Raw genomic sequence first — 18,176 nt, 5'->3', positions numbered from 1 at the left:
AGTTAGATGGCATAGTATTAATCTTTGATTTTTGCTGTTCATTTTCAGAATACTTTATATCATAAAAGCTGACCTCAAATCAAGGTACAGCAGGAACTCAAAGCAACTTTGAGTGTAAAAATATTTCAATTATTTGTTTTTCTTTACAGGTAATTTATCATAATTACTCTAGAAGAGCCGTTTTAGACCTCCTATTTTAGTAGCAACTATCCCCATGTTGCTTTACAAGAAATGGAAATTATTGCTTGGAACTGTAATAGGTATAATAGCTGGATTACTTTCATCATTTATACTCGCCGATTTTTCAATATGGAAAAGTTACTCATCTGCTATGAAAATACATGGATTAATTAAATTAGGGGTGATAAAAAGTCAACCAAGAACTGATGTTGTTTATCCAAAAGTTATTGAAGGAATGACAAACCTGCCTGATGCGATGAATGTACCAAAGTTGACTACATCACTGATGTATCTTTTTAATAGATTTTTCGACATTAAGCTCTATCCTAATATGTTGATTATATTACTAGCATTAGTATTTATTGTTTTATGTGCTTTTATTTTTAAATATCGAAAGTTCAATAGCTCGACAGATTTAGTATTTTTGTTGAGTTCATTTATGGTTTTAATTAGCGAATATTTTATTCCTGCCTATAGAAACTCTTACGCTGATGTGCAATGGATTATGCCCCTAGCTTTGATAATTATTTTATCTGAGGAGGAATTTATATTATCCAACAAAATAAATGTATTATTAGTCTTAAGTTTGCTTTTAATGAGTGGATTTAATTGGGTGTCTTGGGGTTTGTTTATTGGTTCGTTTTTGATAGTTATTTATGCAACTATGATGACAGTTTTTGTTGTTAAAAAAAGTACCCATAAAGCAAGTATTGAATCATGATCAAAGTACAATAAATTACAATTTAATACACAGTAAATAAATTAAATAGAGTTTATAAACATGACAAATAACTCAAAAAACACACTACTAAAAACCTGTCTATGGATATTCATTATCTCGGCTTCACTAATAGCCTATGGTTATAAATTTCCTTCATCTAATAATCTTATAGAAGTACCTCCGGTTCTATCTTTATTAAATCCAGATTTGTACCCAAAAGATTTTTATATTCAGGACACACTTCAGATAACACCACGATATTACTATCAATACTTAATGTATTTCACAGCAAAAGTCGGTCTAGGATTACGGCTAACCTACTTTTTATATTATCTTATATCTTTTTCTTCTTTCATATTGGGGTTATATGCTCTTGGAAAGCGGTTCGGTCATGCCAGGTTGCCAGCAACAGTATTAGCATTTTTGGGTCTAGTTGCTGTAGATGGAACTATAGGGTATGTCTCTCTATTTAGATCAGAACCTATCCCAGCAATCTTTGCCATGGGTTTTACAATATGGGGAATTTATTTTTGTTTTTCCAAACGGTGGATATTAGGTTATTTATTTTTCGGACTAGCCTGCATCATCCAGTTTATCGTAGGAATTCTTCCAGGATTATTGATGGCTCCGCTGCTTTTTATTGAGGCAAAGAGAACAAATAAACTGCCAAGTATAGTATTTCCTTTTCTAACTCTAGGTATTTTAGCATGTTTAGTTTATGTACCAATGGTAGTTAGCGGGAATACTGGTAGTGGAATAATTGACAATGCAGAATTTGTATACCTCTACGGACACATCCGTCAACCCCACCATATTATTCCTTCCACTTGGCCAACGCGACTCTGGAGAAATTTGGTCTTCTTTATGGCTGGAGGTTTATTATGTATTAAAAGTTCTGAATCTCTGGATTCAGAAGACAAAATTAACCTCGTTATCGTTATTTTTACCGCGTTTTTCAGCCTTTTACTGGGTTACCTTTTTGTAGAAATATATCCCTTGTCTTTATTCGCCAAGCTACAGCTAGCAAGAACGACTCCCTTCGCACAGCTTATGGTACTCATCGCTATCAGCGTGTTGGTCTATGAACATTATCGACAAGGCAACAGGGCGGTTAGCTTACTGTTACTTATAACTCCAATACTGCATAATGGTGCTATACTTCTATTTTGTGTAGCTGTCGGTTTAATCATCCTAAAAGCTAATAATTCTTTTCAATTAGTACAATCACGAACAGTTACTTGGATAACTATATTCGTCTTGCTACTTCTTTTTGCCTTCTATCCGCCTCCTTCTTCCCTAACAGAGGCATTAAATCGTTTATTCTGGAAATCCGCTCTTTTCTTTGTTCTTGCTTTCCCATTTATTTTGGAAGAGTTTTTGTTCACAACTCGTCGAATTAAGATAATTACTACCTATGCTCTAGCGTTCACCAGTTGCACATTCTTGGGTCTTGGTTTATTGGAAGTGCTGCCGGGTAATTTATCAAATGTCTTTCAAAAGAGAATTACTCTATATCAAGTTCCGGGAGATAGCTTGACCAAACTAGCTTTACGATTTCGTCAAGATAGTAGTCCAGATGCGCTTGTCTTAGCTCCTCCTTCCTTGACAAAGTTTAGGTTCTACTCTCAGAGATCCCTTGTTTTTACATTTAATAGCTCTCCTTACACAGACAGTGGACTCCAAGAATGGGCAAATCGGATAGAGACTGTTTTAGGCTCAACAAAACCTCCACTCTCCTGGCGTAATGTAGATTCACTGTTCCAAAAACGAAGTAGTTCCGAGTTAGTAAATATTGCTAGGAAGTTTGATGCCAATTACATTCTTACCCGCTCAGATTGGCATTCCAATATTCAAGGTGTGGTAGTAGATAGGGAATGGAAATGGGTTCTCTATAAAATTGATAACTAATAGATTCCCCACTAACCAGAAGTTCCTCCATCTAGGGGAACTTCCGACAAGCGAAGGATTTTCCTATTGTTGCGTTAAAGATTCGTTGGTGTTTCCGGAGCAATAACTTCAGTGTCACCTTTAATTCGAGCCTGCTGCTCAGTCATTAAATCGCTGACTTGATCAATTTCGATACCCATACCCTCACAGGCTTTCTTGAGTTCCGCTGTAAAGGTTGAGATATCGTCTCCGTAGCCACAGAGTTTCGCGGCTGTTTCGGGTCCCTGCTTGGCGTTCGCTTTAGCACAATCAACTAAATCAGTGCCTTTGAGCGGATTTGAAGCTGCCATACTTTCACTTGTCCTTCTTTTCTTTAATTCTCACTCTCAAGCTAGTTGAAACGTTGCGAAGACGCATCTATCAATAGATGGAAATCTTTTCTGATAGAGCCTAAAAAATCAATTCCTACTCGCACATATCCCCAACTTCTTCAGATCCCCGACTTCTTGAAGAAGTCGGGGATCTAACTATTAAATTAATCGGCTTACACGGTGGCTAACGATGATTTGAGGGCTTCTTTAAGTAGTTCCGCTTTATCGGTATGTTCCCAAGGCAAATCCAAATTAGGACGTCCAAAATGACCATAAGCCGCGACATCTTGATAGAAGCGACCGCCTCGTAATTTCGGGAGTTCCAGCAGATTAAAGGCTTGAATAATCCCGGCTGGACGCAGTTCAAAATGCTGCTCTACCAGTTCTAGCAATTTTTCTTCTTCAACTTTACCCGTACCAAAGGTTTCTACCATAATACTGACAGGGCGGGCAACACCAATGGCATAACTGAGCTGAACTTCGCACTTTTCGGCTAAACCTGCTGCCACAATATTTTTGGCAACATAACGACAAGCATAGGCTGCCGAACGGTCTACCTTAGTGGGGTCTTTGCCCGAAAATGCCCCGCCGCCGTGACGGGAATAGCCACCGTAGGTATCAATAATGATTTTTCGCCCTGTGAGACCTGAATCCCCTTGAGGTCCACCAATCACAAATTTCCCGGTGGGGTTGACTAAGAAACGGGTATTATTATCGGGCTTAATCTCAATATCTCCAAACGTCGGTTCGACTACTGCTGACCAGAGATCGTCTTGAATTTTGGCTCGGACAGCCGCTTCACTGGTAATCTCACCAATGGTGGCGGTGTGTTGGGTCGAGATTAAGATGGTATCAATGCCGATGGGTTTGCCATCTTCGTAGAGTACCGTCACTTGGGTTTTGCCATCGGGACGCAGGTAAGGCAACTGTCCTGACTTACGGACGGCGGTTAACTGTCGAGACAAGCGATGTGCCAGACTCAGGGGCATGGGCATGAGTTCTGGGGTTTCGTTGCAGGCAAAACCAAACATCAACCCTTGATCCCCGGCACCAATCGCATCGAGTTCATCGTCACTCAACTTGTCTCGCGTTTCTTGAGCGGTGGTGACACCTTGAGAAATATCTGGAGATTGTTCATCCAGGGCGACTAAGACGGAACAGCTATTGGCGGAGAAGCCGTTATCGGCGTCGGTATAGCCAATTTCAGCAATTTTTTTACGGGCTATATCAACGTAATTTACGTTAGCATTGGAGGTAATTTCACCCGTAATCAATACCAATCCTGTATTAACCACTACTTCTGCGGCAACACGGCTGCGGTTGTCTTGGGTGAGTAGAGCATCTAAGATCGTATCGGAAATCTGATCACAGATTTTATCGGGATGACCTTCTGTAACCGATTCGGACGTAAATAGGTAGCGACGAGGCAATGGACTAATCTCCTTAAGAAACGGCAGCTACACTGAATTAAGGGTTTAGGTTGACATCTCCACTCCTTAAAAGAGAGTGGATTCTGAGTTGATGCTACGCGACAGCTTGAAAGACTGTCGCTTCACATTTCTCACGATATGATCGTTTTAGCTTAGAAAACAAGTCATACCGTTTTGGCAGTGTCAAGCTGCCTCTACCCACCTTGGCTAGATTTAACCCTAGCTGTGTGGCTACTTTTCTGAGTATATTCCCCGCCCCATTGCAATCAGCGTTAACTAGCTGATTGCCAGATGCTTTATACAGTCCACGTTTCACTCTTTTCCCCGATGGTGTCCACCTTTGGGGTTTCTCACCGTGTTTCGGTAACGAATCACCATCTAAGAATGATGCTTGGCTGGTATATGCTTCTTCTGTCAGGGTCAACAAAATCCCATACTCTGTACAAAGCTGTTTGAGGCGTTCAATTAACCTCCCCGTGGGAATGGGCATAAAGTTTTGGTTTCCCCGTTTCCCAATCTGGGAACCGTTTTTTTGTCCCTAGGGTTGTAGCTTGTTATCATACACGATACAGAGAGGGGATTACCCACTGATCACAGAAGTTTAACAGAATTTGCTCTATTCTCCATCCAGAACTGTTGAATGTTAAAAAAACTTTACCGCCTCTCTCACCTAAGACTGATCATTCTTATACTGAAAATTCGATTATTTGTCAAGTGTTAGTTAAGCTTTTCCTTAGACAAACGCTTTATTTTTCTTGTTTCCGGTTTTGGCAACACGCCCTAATTTGTAATTAAGTCAGGGACAGTTGTTTAAGGCGGCTGGACTTGAGACAGGATAAGAGCGATCGCGCCCTGCATAGCTTGCCCGCTCAAAGACAGACGAGCCGCTTGATCCGCCGTTTTTTCCCATGCCAATAACTGCATTTGAAATAAAGGATCGCGTTTCGCCCGCCTGAGCATGGATTGACGAATGATTTTTTGCACAATATCTTGGGTGGGAATATTCTGTTGACGTAAAAAATCCAACAGTCGCTGTATACCTTCGGCGCATTTGTCAGGCGGCTGGAATAGAATAATTTGTTGGATTTGATGAATAACTTCCTTATAGATACGGCGGCGATTATTGGCTAAAACTTGAGTTGGATTGGGTGAGGTAGCCGAATTTAACGACGAGTTGACTTGGGAGTCTCCAGATTTGTCTATCTCTAGCAATTGCCAAATTGTTCGACGGTGATGGGCAAAACGCTGGTACATTTGGGGATAGAGTTGCAGGATGCGTTGATTCACCGCTTGGGAATTGACTCCCGGTTTTGTCGATAGGTAAAGAATATAGTGATCGAATTGTTTACTCAAGGCTTTCAGCGACAGTTTTAGATTAGGATATTCCTGTTCGACTTGGGCGAGGGTAAATACCAATACCTCTCTATTTGGCATCTCCGAGAAAGGAACCTCGATTAAGAGCAAATCAGTCGTTTTCTCTTGACTCAGTTGTCCCGGTATCAAATCACCTGTAGGCGGATAGCGTTTATTCGGCGTTTTCGTTTCCCAATTAAACTGGGTAAATAGGTAACGACAATTCACATTTGTCAAATCCACTTCTTCTAAATGCCAGTTGTGGATACAACATCCAGTGAGTTGGGCTTGATCAAGTTGGGTGCGAATTAAATAGCTGCCAATCAAATAGGCATCGGTTAAATTTGCCTCGGTTAAAATCGTTTCATTTAAATAAGCCCCACTTAAATCAGCCTGTCGTAAATCTGCCCCTTGCAGATTAGCCGCTGTCAAATTTGTCTGTAAACAATAGACATTTTGGAGAACTGTGCGTCGCAAGTTAGCGCCAACGAAGCTGGCTCTGAGTAAATACGCTCCCATCAGATTTGCCCGACTCAAATTTACGCGATCGCCTGTGACTTCACTGAGATCGGCATCGGTTAAAATAGCTCGATAGAGTTCTGCCTGAGTGAGGTTGGCACGGCGCAAACAAGCCTGACGCAGGTTAGCTTCGGTTAATGTCGCACCGACTAATATCGCGTCTCGTAAATTGGCTTTCTCTAATAGAACTTCCCGCAGGTTGGCTGTGGTAAGATTGGCAGCAATGAGACTGGCGTGGCAGAGATTAGCCGCCATTAACTGTGTGCTAATAAGCTGAGTTTTATCCAGGGTAGCCCCTGTAAGATTACTATGATTCAACTGGGCTGCCTGGAGATTTGCACCACTCAAGTTACAGTAGGGGGCTTCTACCCAACTTAAATTAGCTTGGCAAAGACTAGCGGATTGCCCATCCACCTTGCTGAGATTTACACGGGTCAAGATGGCTTGGTTAAGATTACTATGTTTTAGGATCGCGTTGTGTAAATCTGCCTGATGCAGACAAGCACCACTGAGATTAGCGTAGTCAAGGGACGCCCAACTGAGGTTGGTATTCGTCAGGTTAGCCCCACTTAAGTTAATCGTCCGCAAATCTGCCCCCTTCAGGTTAACACCACTCAGGTCAACCTGGGCAAAATCACGGTCTCCTTGGCGGTAACGAGTGAGAAAGTTCTGGACTTGCATTATTTCCAGTTTGCCATTTAAGGGGATTGGGGGAGTTTTGAGTTTTGACCCTTCGCTTGGCTCAAGGGAACCTGGTTTTGACTTTTCGCTTTTTGGTTTTGAGTTAACGCCCTCATATTACCTATCTCCCTCTCCCTTATCTTCCCCAGCTTCCCCCGCTTCCCCATCTTCCCCAGCTCCCAGACGTGCCATGGCACGTCTCTACATACTTTTACAAATTATGTTGTTTTTTCTCCCTCACAGGGGAACCTTATGTATGAAGCGTAACATTATGGGTTGGCTTAGATACGTTGAATTTGTCTATTTCTAGAGTCTATAGGGAAAGGGGAGTTATGGCAGAGCTGGAAACGAGAATTTGTTGTCCTCTGAATGGTTTGAACTCAACTGCACACGACCAAAAACGGCTTGCAACTCTCCAAGAACTCGGTTTACTCGAAGCCGAAGGAATCGCCGTTTTCCAGGAAGCGACTCAGACGGCGGTGCGATTTTTAGAGGTTCCTATCGGTTGGTTGGGTTTCCTGACAACTGATCAACTCTTGATTCAATCAGCCGTTGGTTTATCGAGAGTGGGTTTGATGAATCCCCTTGCCCAATCGCGTCAATTACACCGTCAGGAAAGTTTCTGTACGTATGTTGTCGAGAGTCAGCAGGTTTTAGCGATTCATGATACGGCAAGCAATCCAGTTTTTGCCCAAAGTTTGCTCGTAGGTTACTACGGTATCCGCGCTTATTTGGGAGCGCCTTTATTCACAGCCGATGGATTGTGCTTAGGTACGTTGGCGGTTATGGATTTAGTTCCGCGTTCTTTTAGCCCTAGAGATATTGAGTTTTTGGCAATGACCGCCCGATGGTGTCTGAGTGAATTTGAGCGAAATTATCAGTTGCGATCGCACGCCTCAATTCTACCTGATTTTCCTCAGGCGAGTGAATCCCTAACCCCCAATGAGTCCAATTTTCCTCAGAGTAGGGTTAGCGAATCCTCTGTTCCGTTCTCCTCAACTCACTCAATCAAGCTGCAACTGCTCACACATCTAACCCAAGAACTGCGAACTCCATTAACCTCCATTATGGGCATGGCAAGTGTTCTCAATCGCCAAATTTATGGTGAACTCACTGACAAACAAAAAGAATATTTAGAAATTATCCATCAAAGTGGTCAGCATCTCGTTTCCTTGGTTGAGGAAATTATGGCTCTGGATGTATTTGATGAAATTAATAATCCACCGTATCTGAATTTGAGTCCAGTCGATATCGAAATGCTTTGTCAAAAGGCAATTCATTCTCTGGTTGAAACCGCCGAGCAAAATCAGCAACAAATTCGTTTGACCATAGAACCGGGAACTCGGCTGTGGTTACTCGATAAAGAAAAAGTGCAGCAAATGCTGTACTACGTTATCCTCAGCGTGATTTATTCGGCAGAAGCGGGAGGAGAAATTCGCCTTCATGTTTCTCGCAAAATTGATACGCTGAATATGGCGGTTTGGGTGTCTCATCCGTGGCTAGGAGAGGGCGTCCCCACCGTCTATGAGGAATTGACTGACGTATGCGTAATGGGGCGAGACAGCGAGAAGCCAAAGCAAAACGGTGAGGCGGCTTCCCCTGTTTCTTTGACATTGAAAACGCCCATTTTGTCCAGTGTCTCCATGTCCAAAACCTTGATGGTAAATGGGAAGGAAATGCTGCTGAAAACCGATTCGCGTGAAAGTTTGGGCTTATTCCTCAGTTGTCATTTAGCCGAACTCCACCACGGAAAACTGGCGGTACAGGGTTTGTCGGAATCAGGCGATCGCTATATCATCAGTTTGCCTAAGTTAGATCCGTAGCCCGGTGCTGACGAGACTTCTGTAGGGGCGACATTGGTGTCAACTTAAGGTAAAAACCAATGCTGGCAAGGTTTTAAGCGCCAGCGCCAGTGGAGGGCGACCCGAGTTTATTAAGTACATTGATGTTGTTCATTAGTGCAGGCGGGTCGCCCCTACAACGACCAATGACCAATGACCAATAACAATCAACCCGTATTCCGCATACCCGCAGCAATCCCGTTAATTGTCAACAACGCACCCCGCAGTAACTCACCTTTACTATACCGAGATTGGACAAACCCCGATGCCATCTGACTGCTATGCTGGCGCAACCGTTTCAGCAAAGAGACTTGCAAGAAACCCAGGGGAACAATCGTACCATTCCGCAAGTGTACCGATCGCTGTAACTCTGGATCACCATCCAGTAACTGCTTATGTCCGGTAATTAACGAGATTATCTCACGAGTCAAGTTAAATTCCTCGCTAATTTGCTGGAATAACCGATCAAACCGTTCTCGATCATCGGGATGGGCCAATTTCTCCACATAATGACCCGCAATTTGCAAATCCACTTTTGCTAACGTCATCTCTACCTTGGAAATGACCATCTTAAAAAAGGGCCACTTGAAGTAAAAATAACGCAACAGCTTCAAATTTTCTTCGGGTTCTTCATCCAAAAACCCTTTCAACGCCGCACCCACACCATACCAACTGGGTAATAAGAAACGACTTTGCGTCCAACTAAACACCCAAGGAATTGCCCGCAGACTGCTAAAATCTTTCTTACCACCGCGACGAGTGGGACGGGAACTGATTTGCAACTGGCTAATTTCCTGAATCGGCGTCACTTCATTAAAGAAATCCAAGAAATCCGGCTGCTCATACACAAACCCCCGATAATGTTGGCGCGATCGCACCGCCAATTCTTCCATGATTTCGTTCCACGGTTCCAGGTTATCAAAGCCGCTTCCCAAAAGACTCGCTTGAATCACCGCCGTGGTTACCGTTTCCAGGTGATAAAGTGCCAACTCGGGCAGAGAATACTTCGACGCCAGCACCTCGCCCTGTTCCGTAATCTTAATCCGTCCCTGGATACTCCGCCCGGGTTGCGCCAGAATCGCCTCATACGTCGGTCCACCGCCACGCCCCACGGAACCGCCGCGTCCGTGGAAAATACGTACAGCAATCCCATAGTCTTCGGCAATTTGCTGTAGGGCTTTTTGGGCTTTGTGAATTTCCCAATTACTGCTTAAGAACCCAGAATCCTTATTACTGTCTGAGTAGCCCAGCATTATCTCCTGCAACGGTTGAGGATAAGATGGGAAAGCAGGAGAACCCTGGTCAGCCATCGTCTTTTCGTAATCCTTCAGCGCCTGATAACCGCCGGCTAAACACGCCCGATACAGGGGTAACTCAAACAGGGATTTCATCACCCTTGGCGCTCGTTTTAAGTCATCTACCGTTTCAAATAAGGGGACAACCTGAATACTACTCCTTCCGGTTGCTGGATCATAGAGTCCAGCTTCCTGAGCCAAGAGCAACACTTCCAACAAGTCGCTGGCTTCATGGCTCATGCTAATAATGTATGTTTGGCAAATTTGTTCACCAAACTCTTGTTGCAGCCGCCGCAACATGCGGAAAGTTTCTATGGTTTCACAGGCTTCTGGAGAAAAGGGGAGTTCACCCGGAATTAAGGGGCGGCGCGTGGGTAACTCGTTGGTTAACCATTCGGTGCGTTCGGCTTCGGATAATTCGTTATAGGGCTTGGGTAGAATCTGTAGATAGTCGGTAATCTCGTGCATCGTATCACTATGACGAGAACTTTCCTGACGAATATCTAGGTGTGCCAGATTAAACCCATAAATTTCCACCTGACAGATCAGCGTCTCTAGTTCCTGACAACTTAACCCCGTCTCGGCTAGATTCCGTTGAATCAGTCGTAATTCTGCCAAAAATTCCTGGTCAGAGTTGTAAATGCAGGGGTTAGTCGTTTCCAGACCAATTGCCTGTAGTGGTTTGCACTCAGAAAGGTGGAGATTACGCTCCAGTGTATTTTCCAGTCGTTGCTGAATGTAGGAAAGTTTGAGGCGATAGGGTTCTTGGCGGTAACGAATCGCCAGTTGCTCATAAACCTCCGGTATTTGGGAGCGATCTTGCTCCAGAGAGTCCAATAGTTCCGGTAGGACATCACTCCAGTGCAGTGACAAGCTCAACAAATTGTTCAGATGTTTAACCGAGTGGATATATTTTTCCAGAACCAGATTTCTCTGATAGCAAGCCGTTTGCCAGGTCACTTCCGGTTTAACGGAGGGGTTTCCGTCCCGATCCGATCCCACCCAAGAGCCAAACTTACAGAAGTTTTTCCGGGGTGGATTCAGCCAGGGAAAGGACGATTGTATACCCTGTTTTAAGCGGTGATAGAGTTGGGGAATGGCATCAAATAAGACTTCTTGAAAATAGTGGAGGGTGTAATCCACCTCATCCAGAACCGTGGGCTTAAATTGATGCAGTTCATCGGTACGCCACCACAACCGAATCTCTTCTCTAAGTTGTTCGGTGTAGTCTTCTACTTCCCAGGATGAGTTCAATCCTAAAGCCCGTGATGCTTCCTCGGCTTGGTCAAGCTGTTGCAGAATTGTAGAAATACGCCGCTGTTTTTGTCGAATCGTATGTCGGACAATTTCTGTTGGGTGTGCGGTAAAGACTAGGCGAATATCTAGATTATCAATTAGCCGCTGAATATGCTGGGGGGGTACGTTGAGCTCACGTAGATAAGGAAATAGCCAATGGAAGGTACTGTTGGTATTTGCGGCTTTTCTATCGTCCTGCCAACGTTTTTCTAATAAATCCGCCATCGGTTCACTCCCGGATGGTTTAGCCTCGTCACCGTTGTTGGATGCTTGGAGTGAACTGCCATTAGCTTTCATCGAGGTGCGAGAGGTGCGATCGCTCCCCGCTAATGTATTGTAGGTAGCCCGTCGCAAAAGTTGTTGATCGCGCTGTTCGTAATGTTGTTCGACACCATTAATCAGTTGGAAATAAAGCGCAAAAGCACGAGATGCCCGAATCGCGGCGTTAAGGTCAAGCCCTTCGATCACTTCCGGAATCGATGAAAGCGAAAATCCCGTGGCTTGTCCTTCTGGCGAACTTAATTGGCGCAAAGACGCCAGCAAATCGACCAGTTCTTGACCACATTCAGAAAGGAGAACCGACTCCCACAACTGTTCCACAACTTTGATGCGGTGACGCAACAGGAGTTTGGATTGGGATGTAGATGGGATGGTCAATTCCTGATTGGATGAGTGGAGGAGAGAACTCATAGGGTCTGTTGGCAGTAAGACAAGGATGATCCATTGTACGGGGTTAATGCTACCCTGTATAGTTTCATTATTGACAAATTCGTTGAAGTTTCCCACCTACACTAGTGCATCCGGGCAGAAATAACTGAACAGCTAACATCTCCCCCCGCTCCCCCAGCTCCCAGACGCGCCATGGCACGTCTCTACATTGCTCCCCCCGCTCCCTCTGCTCCCTCTGCTCCCTCTGCTCCCTCTGCTCCCCCAGCTCCCCCAGCTTCATCGTATCTACGAAGTCAAGTATTTTTATGCCCGCTGCGCTAGTCGTTAGAGGGGGAAGGAGGCGTATCCGGGAAGGGGAGAATCGGTAAGCGATCGCCCCGAAAGACTTCCTCGCTGGCTTCTCCTACCTGTTGCAGCCATGAGCCAATTGTGTTTAGGGAAATCACCCCTACAATCATTGGACCTGTGGCTAAACTTAATAAGAGGTCTGCTGAATGTTTAGCGGACTCCGGTAAGGGGTTGACTGCTACCTGTGGATCTGGGTTCACTGATGCCATAACTAAAATTCAACCTCGCACGAACGAACAACAGTTAATTGTTGACAAAGACCAAGACCGATCCCAATTTGATACTAGACTATAGTTGCTCCCAATTTCCCAGCTCCCAGACGCGCCATGGCACGTCTCTACCCCCTCTGCCCCTAACTCCCCCGTTTTTTGCGCTCATGTGCAATCATGAGAGAAAAAATCAGCCGCCGTCATCAGTTCAGGTAACAAATTTGTAATGTTGGATGTCGAAGAGCGCAACTACAACAATCATCCGTCCTCTTTGGCTCAATGGGTATACGATGCCATCGGTCAACCGGGGGTGTGCCTGAGAGTCCGGTTACGAGGGAATAATTTACATATTCTTTGTGAAAGCCGTGAACGTATTCCCTCTCAAACGGTAGTCAATCGCTTGCTTAAAGCCCTTAAAACTAAGCCAGACACCGCTATCTTTCCGATTGCTCTGGAAACCCCGATCTACCAAATTATTATCTACGGGCGTCAAGTTTCCCAATCACGTCCGGAATGGGTCAAGGAAATTCGCCTCAACACAGATACCCATAACACTGAATCTCGTCCTGAGTCCTCGTGGGAAACGACGTCCGCTCAGTCAGCGTTTGTCATCTCCCATGAAAGTCTCGCCCGTTCGGGTTCACCCGACGCGATCGCCCGGTATCTCAGTGCTAATCTGAGTCATTTGGGTGTGAGTGTCAATGTCCAGATTCAGGACTTGCCAACCAAGGACAATCGAGAACAGTCCCTCGTCAAGCAAAAACCCAAAATCCCGTCTCAATCCTCACCACCTGATCATCGGCGGCTGTGGGTGATCTGTACGTCGAACTATAGCCCAGATGTGGCATTACTGTCTGAGCCTATTGTGCAGCAGTTACGCTCTCTGGAACTGACTGAGTTTAAAGACGCCGCCATCAGCGCTCAAGTGCGTGGAGAATCCACTCCAGAATGGATGGTGCGGGTGGATTTAACCCCCTCTGACGTGATGCTTAAGGATTGGGCGCGTTGGGGAGATGTGGAAGCGATCGCCACGCTGTCGAATCAAATGCTAGCGCGAGTGGGGATGACGGTGCGGGCTGTCTTAAAAGAAACCACCCTGCATCTGTTTTGCAGTGCCTTGGATCTGGGCAAAACTCCAGTTCCTGACCAAACCACTGCCATGAATGCGATCGCGCCTCTACTCAAATCATTAAAGCCCCAAGGGATTAAAGCGGCAACCATTTATGGCGTTGAATCGGATTACTTTTCCCTCGAACCTGAACCGGAAAAACCTGTCTGGGTGGATTGGGTAACCTTACCCGCGAGTGAAAAACCCCAACTCGCCTCTTCTAGCTATACCTTGGGACAACAGGGTAATCTAAATGCCCTCACCTTTTTACTACAACGGTTGCTCAATCCCGATTTGGATCAGCGGCTAGCCACGGGTGGGATTCAGCTCAAAGTGCGTCGTCAACACGACTTGCTGCACATTATGAGCGAAGCACCGCTATGTCCCTCTAAAGCGCAAGTGAGCCTACCCATTGTACGGCTGCTGCGTCAGCTTGCCATCCATAATATCGCTGGAGCCCGGATTTATGGACGTTCTGCTGGCGCAACCTCTCCCGCCTGGAATTATGGGGTAGATTTTACCGAACGCCGACGGTTGACCTCAGAATCCACTCCCGAATTTGTTACCTCTAATACAGACATTAGCGAGTTAGTTGTTCCCACCGAACAATCGTTATCGCGTCAGCATAAACCAGACACAACGCTCAAAGATGATGTACAGCGCAGGTCAAAAACCGCCGTTGGCACAATTGGACGCTGGTTGTGTTCGACCCAGCTTTTTGTCCCCACCCCAGACAATCAACGTGTCACCGTCGATACCCAACGCACCAGTTCTGAATCATCACAAGCAGTTAAAGTGTCATTGGTGTGGGGGATTATGGGATTATTACTGATGTTTCTGATTGATCGACCCGTTGGTCGCATCCTGCAACCCCAAGGCAGTTTACCCCGGCGAGATGCGGCATCAGCAGCAGAGGAGTCACCGATTCCGGTAGATTTGGCTGAACTCTCGTTGCAACAGGATAACAATCAGGATGCCGAAGACTTCAACGCCTCTGGGTTTACCCGCGAAGGCGACAAAAGCATTATCATTGATGATTCCTTACCCTCGGAACGAGGAGATGCCACTCAAGCGGCGATGTTAGCCCTCGCCCGTTCCTCTAATCCCCCGTTTAATAACCCACTGCTCGACCAAAAGTTAGCCCTTTACCAAGAGCGCCTGCAACAAGGAAATCGCCCTGATGTGCTAATTATGGGCAGTTCTCGAGCCATGCGCGGCATTGATCCGGTGGCATTAGAAGAGGCATTAGCGGTTGAGGGGTATTCAGGCATTGATGTGTTTAATTTCGGCATTAATGGTGCCACGGCTCAGATTGTAGACTTAATGACACGCCGGATTCTCACCCCGGATCAATTGCCGAAATTAATTATCGTGGCAGATGGCGCTCGCGCCTTTAATAGTGGTCGAGTTGATGCTACCTTTGAGGCGATCGCAGATTCAGAAGGCTACCGTCAGCTTAATGCTGGCACATTTCCCAATACCCCAGGTCAGCAATCCGCCCAAGCCAACCAAACCTCCCAGCCGTTGACCACATTAAGGAGAAGTTATCAATCCCTTGACAAGGGAACGAATCAACTTTTGGCAGGACTATCCTCAACCTATCCCCAACGGGATCAACTTAAATCCCTATTGAGAGATCAGTTTGTCTCCTTGGTGAAAACGTTGCCCAATGTCTCCAGTTCTACTGAACCCGAGCAAGGCTTAGACCAGGATATGTCCATTGATATGGATGGCTTCCTGCCCTTATCCATTCGCTTTGATCCAGAAACGTACTATCAGAACCATCCCAGAGTGGCGGGGGCGTATGATGGCGATTATCAATCCTTCCAGCTTCGGGGTAAGCAAGATCAAGCATTGGATGCCCTGTTAACATTTGCTCAGGAACATGACATTACTGTGGTTTTTGTGAATCTACCTTTGACCAACGATTACTTAGATCCCGTCCGGCTTAAGTACGAACAGCAATTTAAGCAATACATGCACGCGAATGCTGTCGAACGGGAACTCATTTTTCGGGATTTAAGTGGATTATTACTCGGCAAACCCGATCATTTTTCTGACCCCAGTCATCTGAATCGCTTCGGCGGGTATGAAGTGTCTAATCAGTTGGCGAAAGACCCGATGATTCCCTGGGCATTATTAGTTGGGGATTAGTTATTGGTCATTTGTCATTGGTTATTTGTCATTCGTCAGGGAACAGGGAACAGGCAATAGGCAACACCTCGACTTCGCTCGGTGTGTCATAGGCAATAGGGTAATGGGCTATAGAAATTTTGTCTCCCATCTTCCCCATCTCCCCCTGCTCCCCCTGCTCCCTCAGCTTCCCCAGCTCCCTACTCCCTATTAAAAAATGGCATTTATCTCCATCACTTATGGATTATTCTTGCTAGGTGTCCTGTTTATTTACTGGAGCCAGCGTTCTTCATCGTGGCGATTATGGATACTTCTAATTGCCAGTTTACTTTTTTATAGCAGCTTACAAATTCAATACATTCCGCTGCTCTTATTTGTGGTTTGGCTGAATTTTTACTTGGGGCAGAAAATTGCGGTCAATACATCCCCTGGGTCGCATCTCAACAATAACCATCTCTCGAATGAAGAGTGGTTAATGGCACAAGAACTTTGGAATCAGAAACGTTTGAGACTCTTGTGGCTAGGGATTGGCTTAAATATTCTCTGTTTGGTCAGCTTCAAGTATGTCCCATTTATCCTGACAAATATCTCCGCCCCCTTGAATTTACCCGTGGCGCGAGAGGGGGCAAGCTGGATTAGCGATCGCTTAATTGCTCCATTGGGACTTTCGTTTTTTGTTTTTGAATGTATTGCCTATCTAATTGATGTATATCGAGGCGCACCCGCGACGCGCCAGGGCTTACAATTTGCGACCTACAAATTGTTTTTCCCGAAACTCATTTCAGGACCGATTACTCGTTACCATCAGTTTGCTAGCGAGTTTAAAGATATCCAATTTCCCAGTTTTGATCGCCTGAGTGAAGGACTATGGTTGATTGCCAGTGGTGCAGTAAAAAAGGCGCTGTTGGCGGATCGGATCGGAATTTTTGTTGATCTGTGTTTTGGCAACTTAGAACGGGCGGGTAGTGGTGATTTGTGGCTGGCTATTTTTGCGTATGGATTACAACTCTATCTGGATTTTAGCGGCTATGTTGATATTGCCCGGGGGAGTGCTATCCTCATGGGATTTAACCTGCCCGAAAACTTTAAGTTTCCTTACTTTAGTACCAGCATTGCTGATTTCTGGCGGCGCTGGCATATTACGTTAGGGGATTGGATTCGCAACTATCTCTATTTTCCCTTAGGTGGATCACGCAAAGGATTAGGGCGAACCTGTCTGAACTTGTTTGTTGTCATGCTGATTATTGGCATTTGGCATGGTGCGGCTTGGGGATTTGTCGTGTGGGGAGGATTGCATGGTTTGGCTTTGGTGGTGCATCGCTTAACCCAAACGCTATCAGAGCGCTTCGCTTGGCTAAAAGGATGGTGGCAAACGGGATTCGGGGTGCTAATGGCGTGGGCAATTACTCAATGGATGGTGTTCATGTCTTGGATTTTCTTCCGGCTACCTAATCTCAAACAAGCTGGCTTTGTCATCCAGAACCTTTGGGGTCAACCCGCCGATGTGCAGTTTGCCGAAAATGTTTATTTGACAGCCTTTGGCTTAGAACGCTTCGAGTTGACACTGCTGTTGGTCATCGTTGCCCTGTTCATGGCGGGTGTTTATGGGATTCATCGGGGTTTGAAGTTACAACTCAACTGGCCCCTGAAGTTGCTCTTGGTGCCGCTGTGCCTTTATGCAGTGTGGTTGTTAGCGCCTGAAGGCGGTTTACCTTATATCTACTTTGATTTCTGATTAATAAGTATAAACTATGTAAACTATTCAATCAATTAATAAAACCAGTGGAAAATTCAAATGAATATGAATACCATGAAAGATGAGGCAAAAATTTTGCCTTGCTTCAATCGAATCATGAAGTAATAGCACTAATCGAATTATGACTACCACAGTACAACGTCGCGAAAGCGCGTCTTTGTGGGAACGGTTCTGTAGCTGGGTGACTTCCACCGAAAACCGCCTGTATATCGGCTGGTTTGGTGTACTGATGATCCCTACTCTCTTAACCGCCACCACCTGCTTCATCATCGCCTTCATCGCCGCTCCCCCTGTGGACATCGATGGAATCCGCGAGCCTGTTGCTGGAAGCTTACTGTACGGTAACAACATCATCTCTGGTGCTGTTGTTCCTTCCTCC

The 18,176-nt window shown here is 45.4% G+C and carries 10 protein-coding genes and 2 pseudogenes; 6 read left to right on the top strand and 6 right to left on the bottom strand.

The features are described from left to right. Positions 1–214 precede the first annotated feature (214 nt). Both RIB93_RS26605 and RIB93_RS26600 read left to right on the top strand, forming a co-directional pair. On the top strand, positions 215–901 hold the full coding sequence (locus tag RIB93_RS26605; protein ID WP_446377328.1) for a hypothetical protein: 687 nt from the start codon (positions 215–217) through the stop codon (positions 899–901). 60 nt (positions 902–961) lie between these two features. Beyond that, positions 962–2,809, top strand: coding sequence for a DUF6798 domain-containing protein (locus tag RIB93_RS26600; protein ID WP_446377326.1), 1,848 nt, complete (start codon positions 962–964; stop codon positions 2,807–2,809). 74 nt (positions 2,810–2,883) lie between these two features. Here RIB93_RS26600 and RIB93_RS26595 read toward each other — a convergent pair whose 3' ends face one another. From RIB93_RS26595 to RIB93_RS26580, 4 genes and pseudogenes are all read right to left on the bottom strand, one after another. Beyond that, the gene (locus RIB93_RS26595) at positions 2,884–3,138 is read right to left on the bottom strand and encodes a hypothetical protein (RefSeq protein WP_006101696.1); all 255 of its coding nucleotides are present in this window, start codon (positions 3,136–3,138) and stop codon (positions 2,884–2,886) included. A gap of 194 nt (positions 3,139–3,332) precedes the next feature. Further along, complete coding sequence (gene metK / locus RIB93_RS26590; protein WP_446377324.1) at positions 3,333–4,589, bottom strand: methionine adenosyltransferase; 1,257 nt, start codon at positions 4,587–4,589, stop codon at positions 3,333–3,335. Positions 4,590–4,683: 94 nt separating this feature from the next. Further along, positions 4,684–5,127: pseudogene (locus RIB93_RS26585) on the bottom strand (RNA-guided endonuclease TnpB family protein); the annotation flags it as partial. Positions 5,128–5,399: 272 nt separating this feature from the next. Continuing rightward, entirely contained in the window at positions 5,400–7,142 is a 1,743-nt protein-coding gene (locus RIB93_RS26580; protein ID WP_446377322.1) for a pentapeptide repeat-containing protein, read from the bottom strand. Between the two features lie 332 nt (positions 7,143–7,474). Between RIB93_RS26580 and RIB93_RS26575 the strand changes: the two genes are divergently transcribed. Then, entirely contained in the window at positions 7,475–8,965 is a 1,491-nt protein-coding gene (locus RIB93_RS26575) for a GAF domain-containing sensor histidine kinase (RefSeq protein ID WP_446377320.1), read from the top strand. Positions 8,966–9,150: 185 nt separating this feature from the next. On the opposite strand, the gene ppc is transcribed toward RIB93_RS26575, so the two are convergent. Beyond that, the gene (gene ppc, locus RIB93_RS26570; protein ID WP_446377318.1) at positions 9,151–12,264 is read right to left on the bottom strand and encodes a phosphoenolpyruvate carboxylase; all 3,114 of its coding nucleotides are present in this window, start codon (positions 12,262–12,264) and stop codon (positions 9,151–9,153) included. 296 nt (positions 12,265–12,560) lie between these two features. Next, positions 12,561–12,800: a hypothetical protein gene (locus RIB93_RS26565; protein ID WP_446377316.1), complete on the bottom strand. Its 240-nt coding sequence runs from the start codon at positions 12,798–12,800 to the stop codon at positions 12,561–12,563. A gap of 226 nt (positions 12,801–13,026) precedes the next feature. On the opposite strand from RIB93_RS26565, the gene RIB93_RS26560 reads away from it, so the two are divergent. The 3 genes and pseudogenes from RIB93_RS26560 to RIB93_RS26550 all read left to right on the top strand — a co-directional run. Continuing rightward, positions 13,027–16,062 (top strand): DUF1574 domain-containing protein, encoded by a 3,036-nt coding sequence (locus RIB93_RS26560; RefSeq protein WP_446377314.1) that lies wholly within the window; start codon positions 13,027–13,029, stop codon positions 16,060–16,062. A 196-nt stretch (positions 16,063–16,258) separates the two neighbouring features. After that, entirely contained in the window at positions 16,259–17,776 is a 1,518-nt protein-coding gene (locus tag RIB93_RS26555; RefSeq protein ID WP_446377312.1) for an MBOAT family O-acyltransferase, read from the top strand. A gap of 142 nt (positions 17,777–17,918) precedes the next feature. Further along, a pseudogene (locus tag RIB93_RS26550) lies at positions 17,919–18,176 on the top strand (photosystem II q(b) protein); the annotation flags it as partial.

Origin of the sequence: Coleofasciculus sp. D1-CHI-01, assembly GCF_040218875.1 — a bacterium.
Classification (GTDB): domain Bacteria; phylum Cyanobacteriota; class Cyanobacteriia; order Cyanobacteriales; family Coleofasciculaceae; genus Coleofasciculus.
Note: the sequence above shows the minus strand (reverse complement) of the source record. Positions and strands in the feature narration are given on the sequence as shown.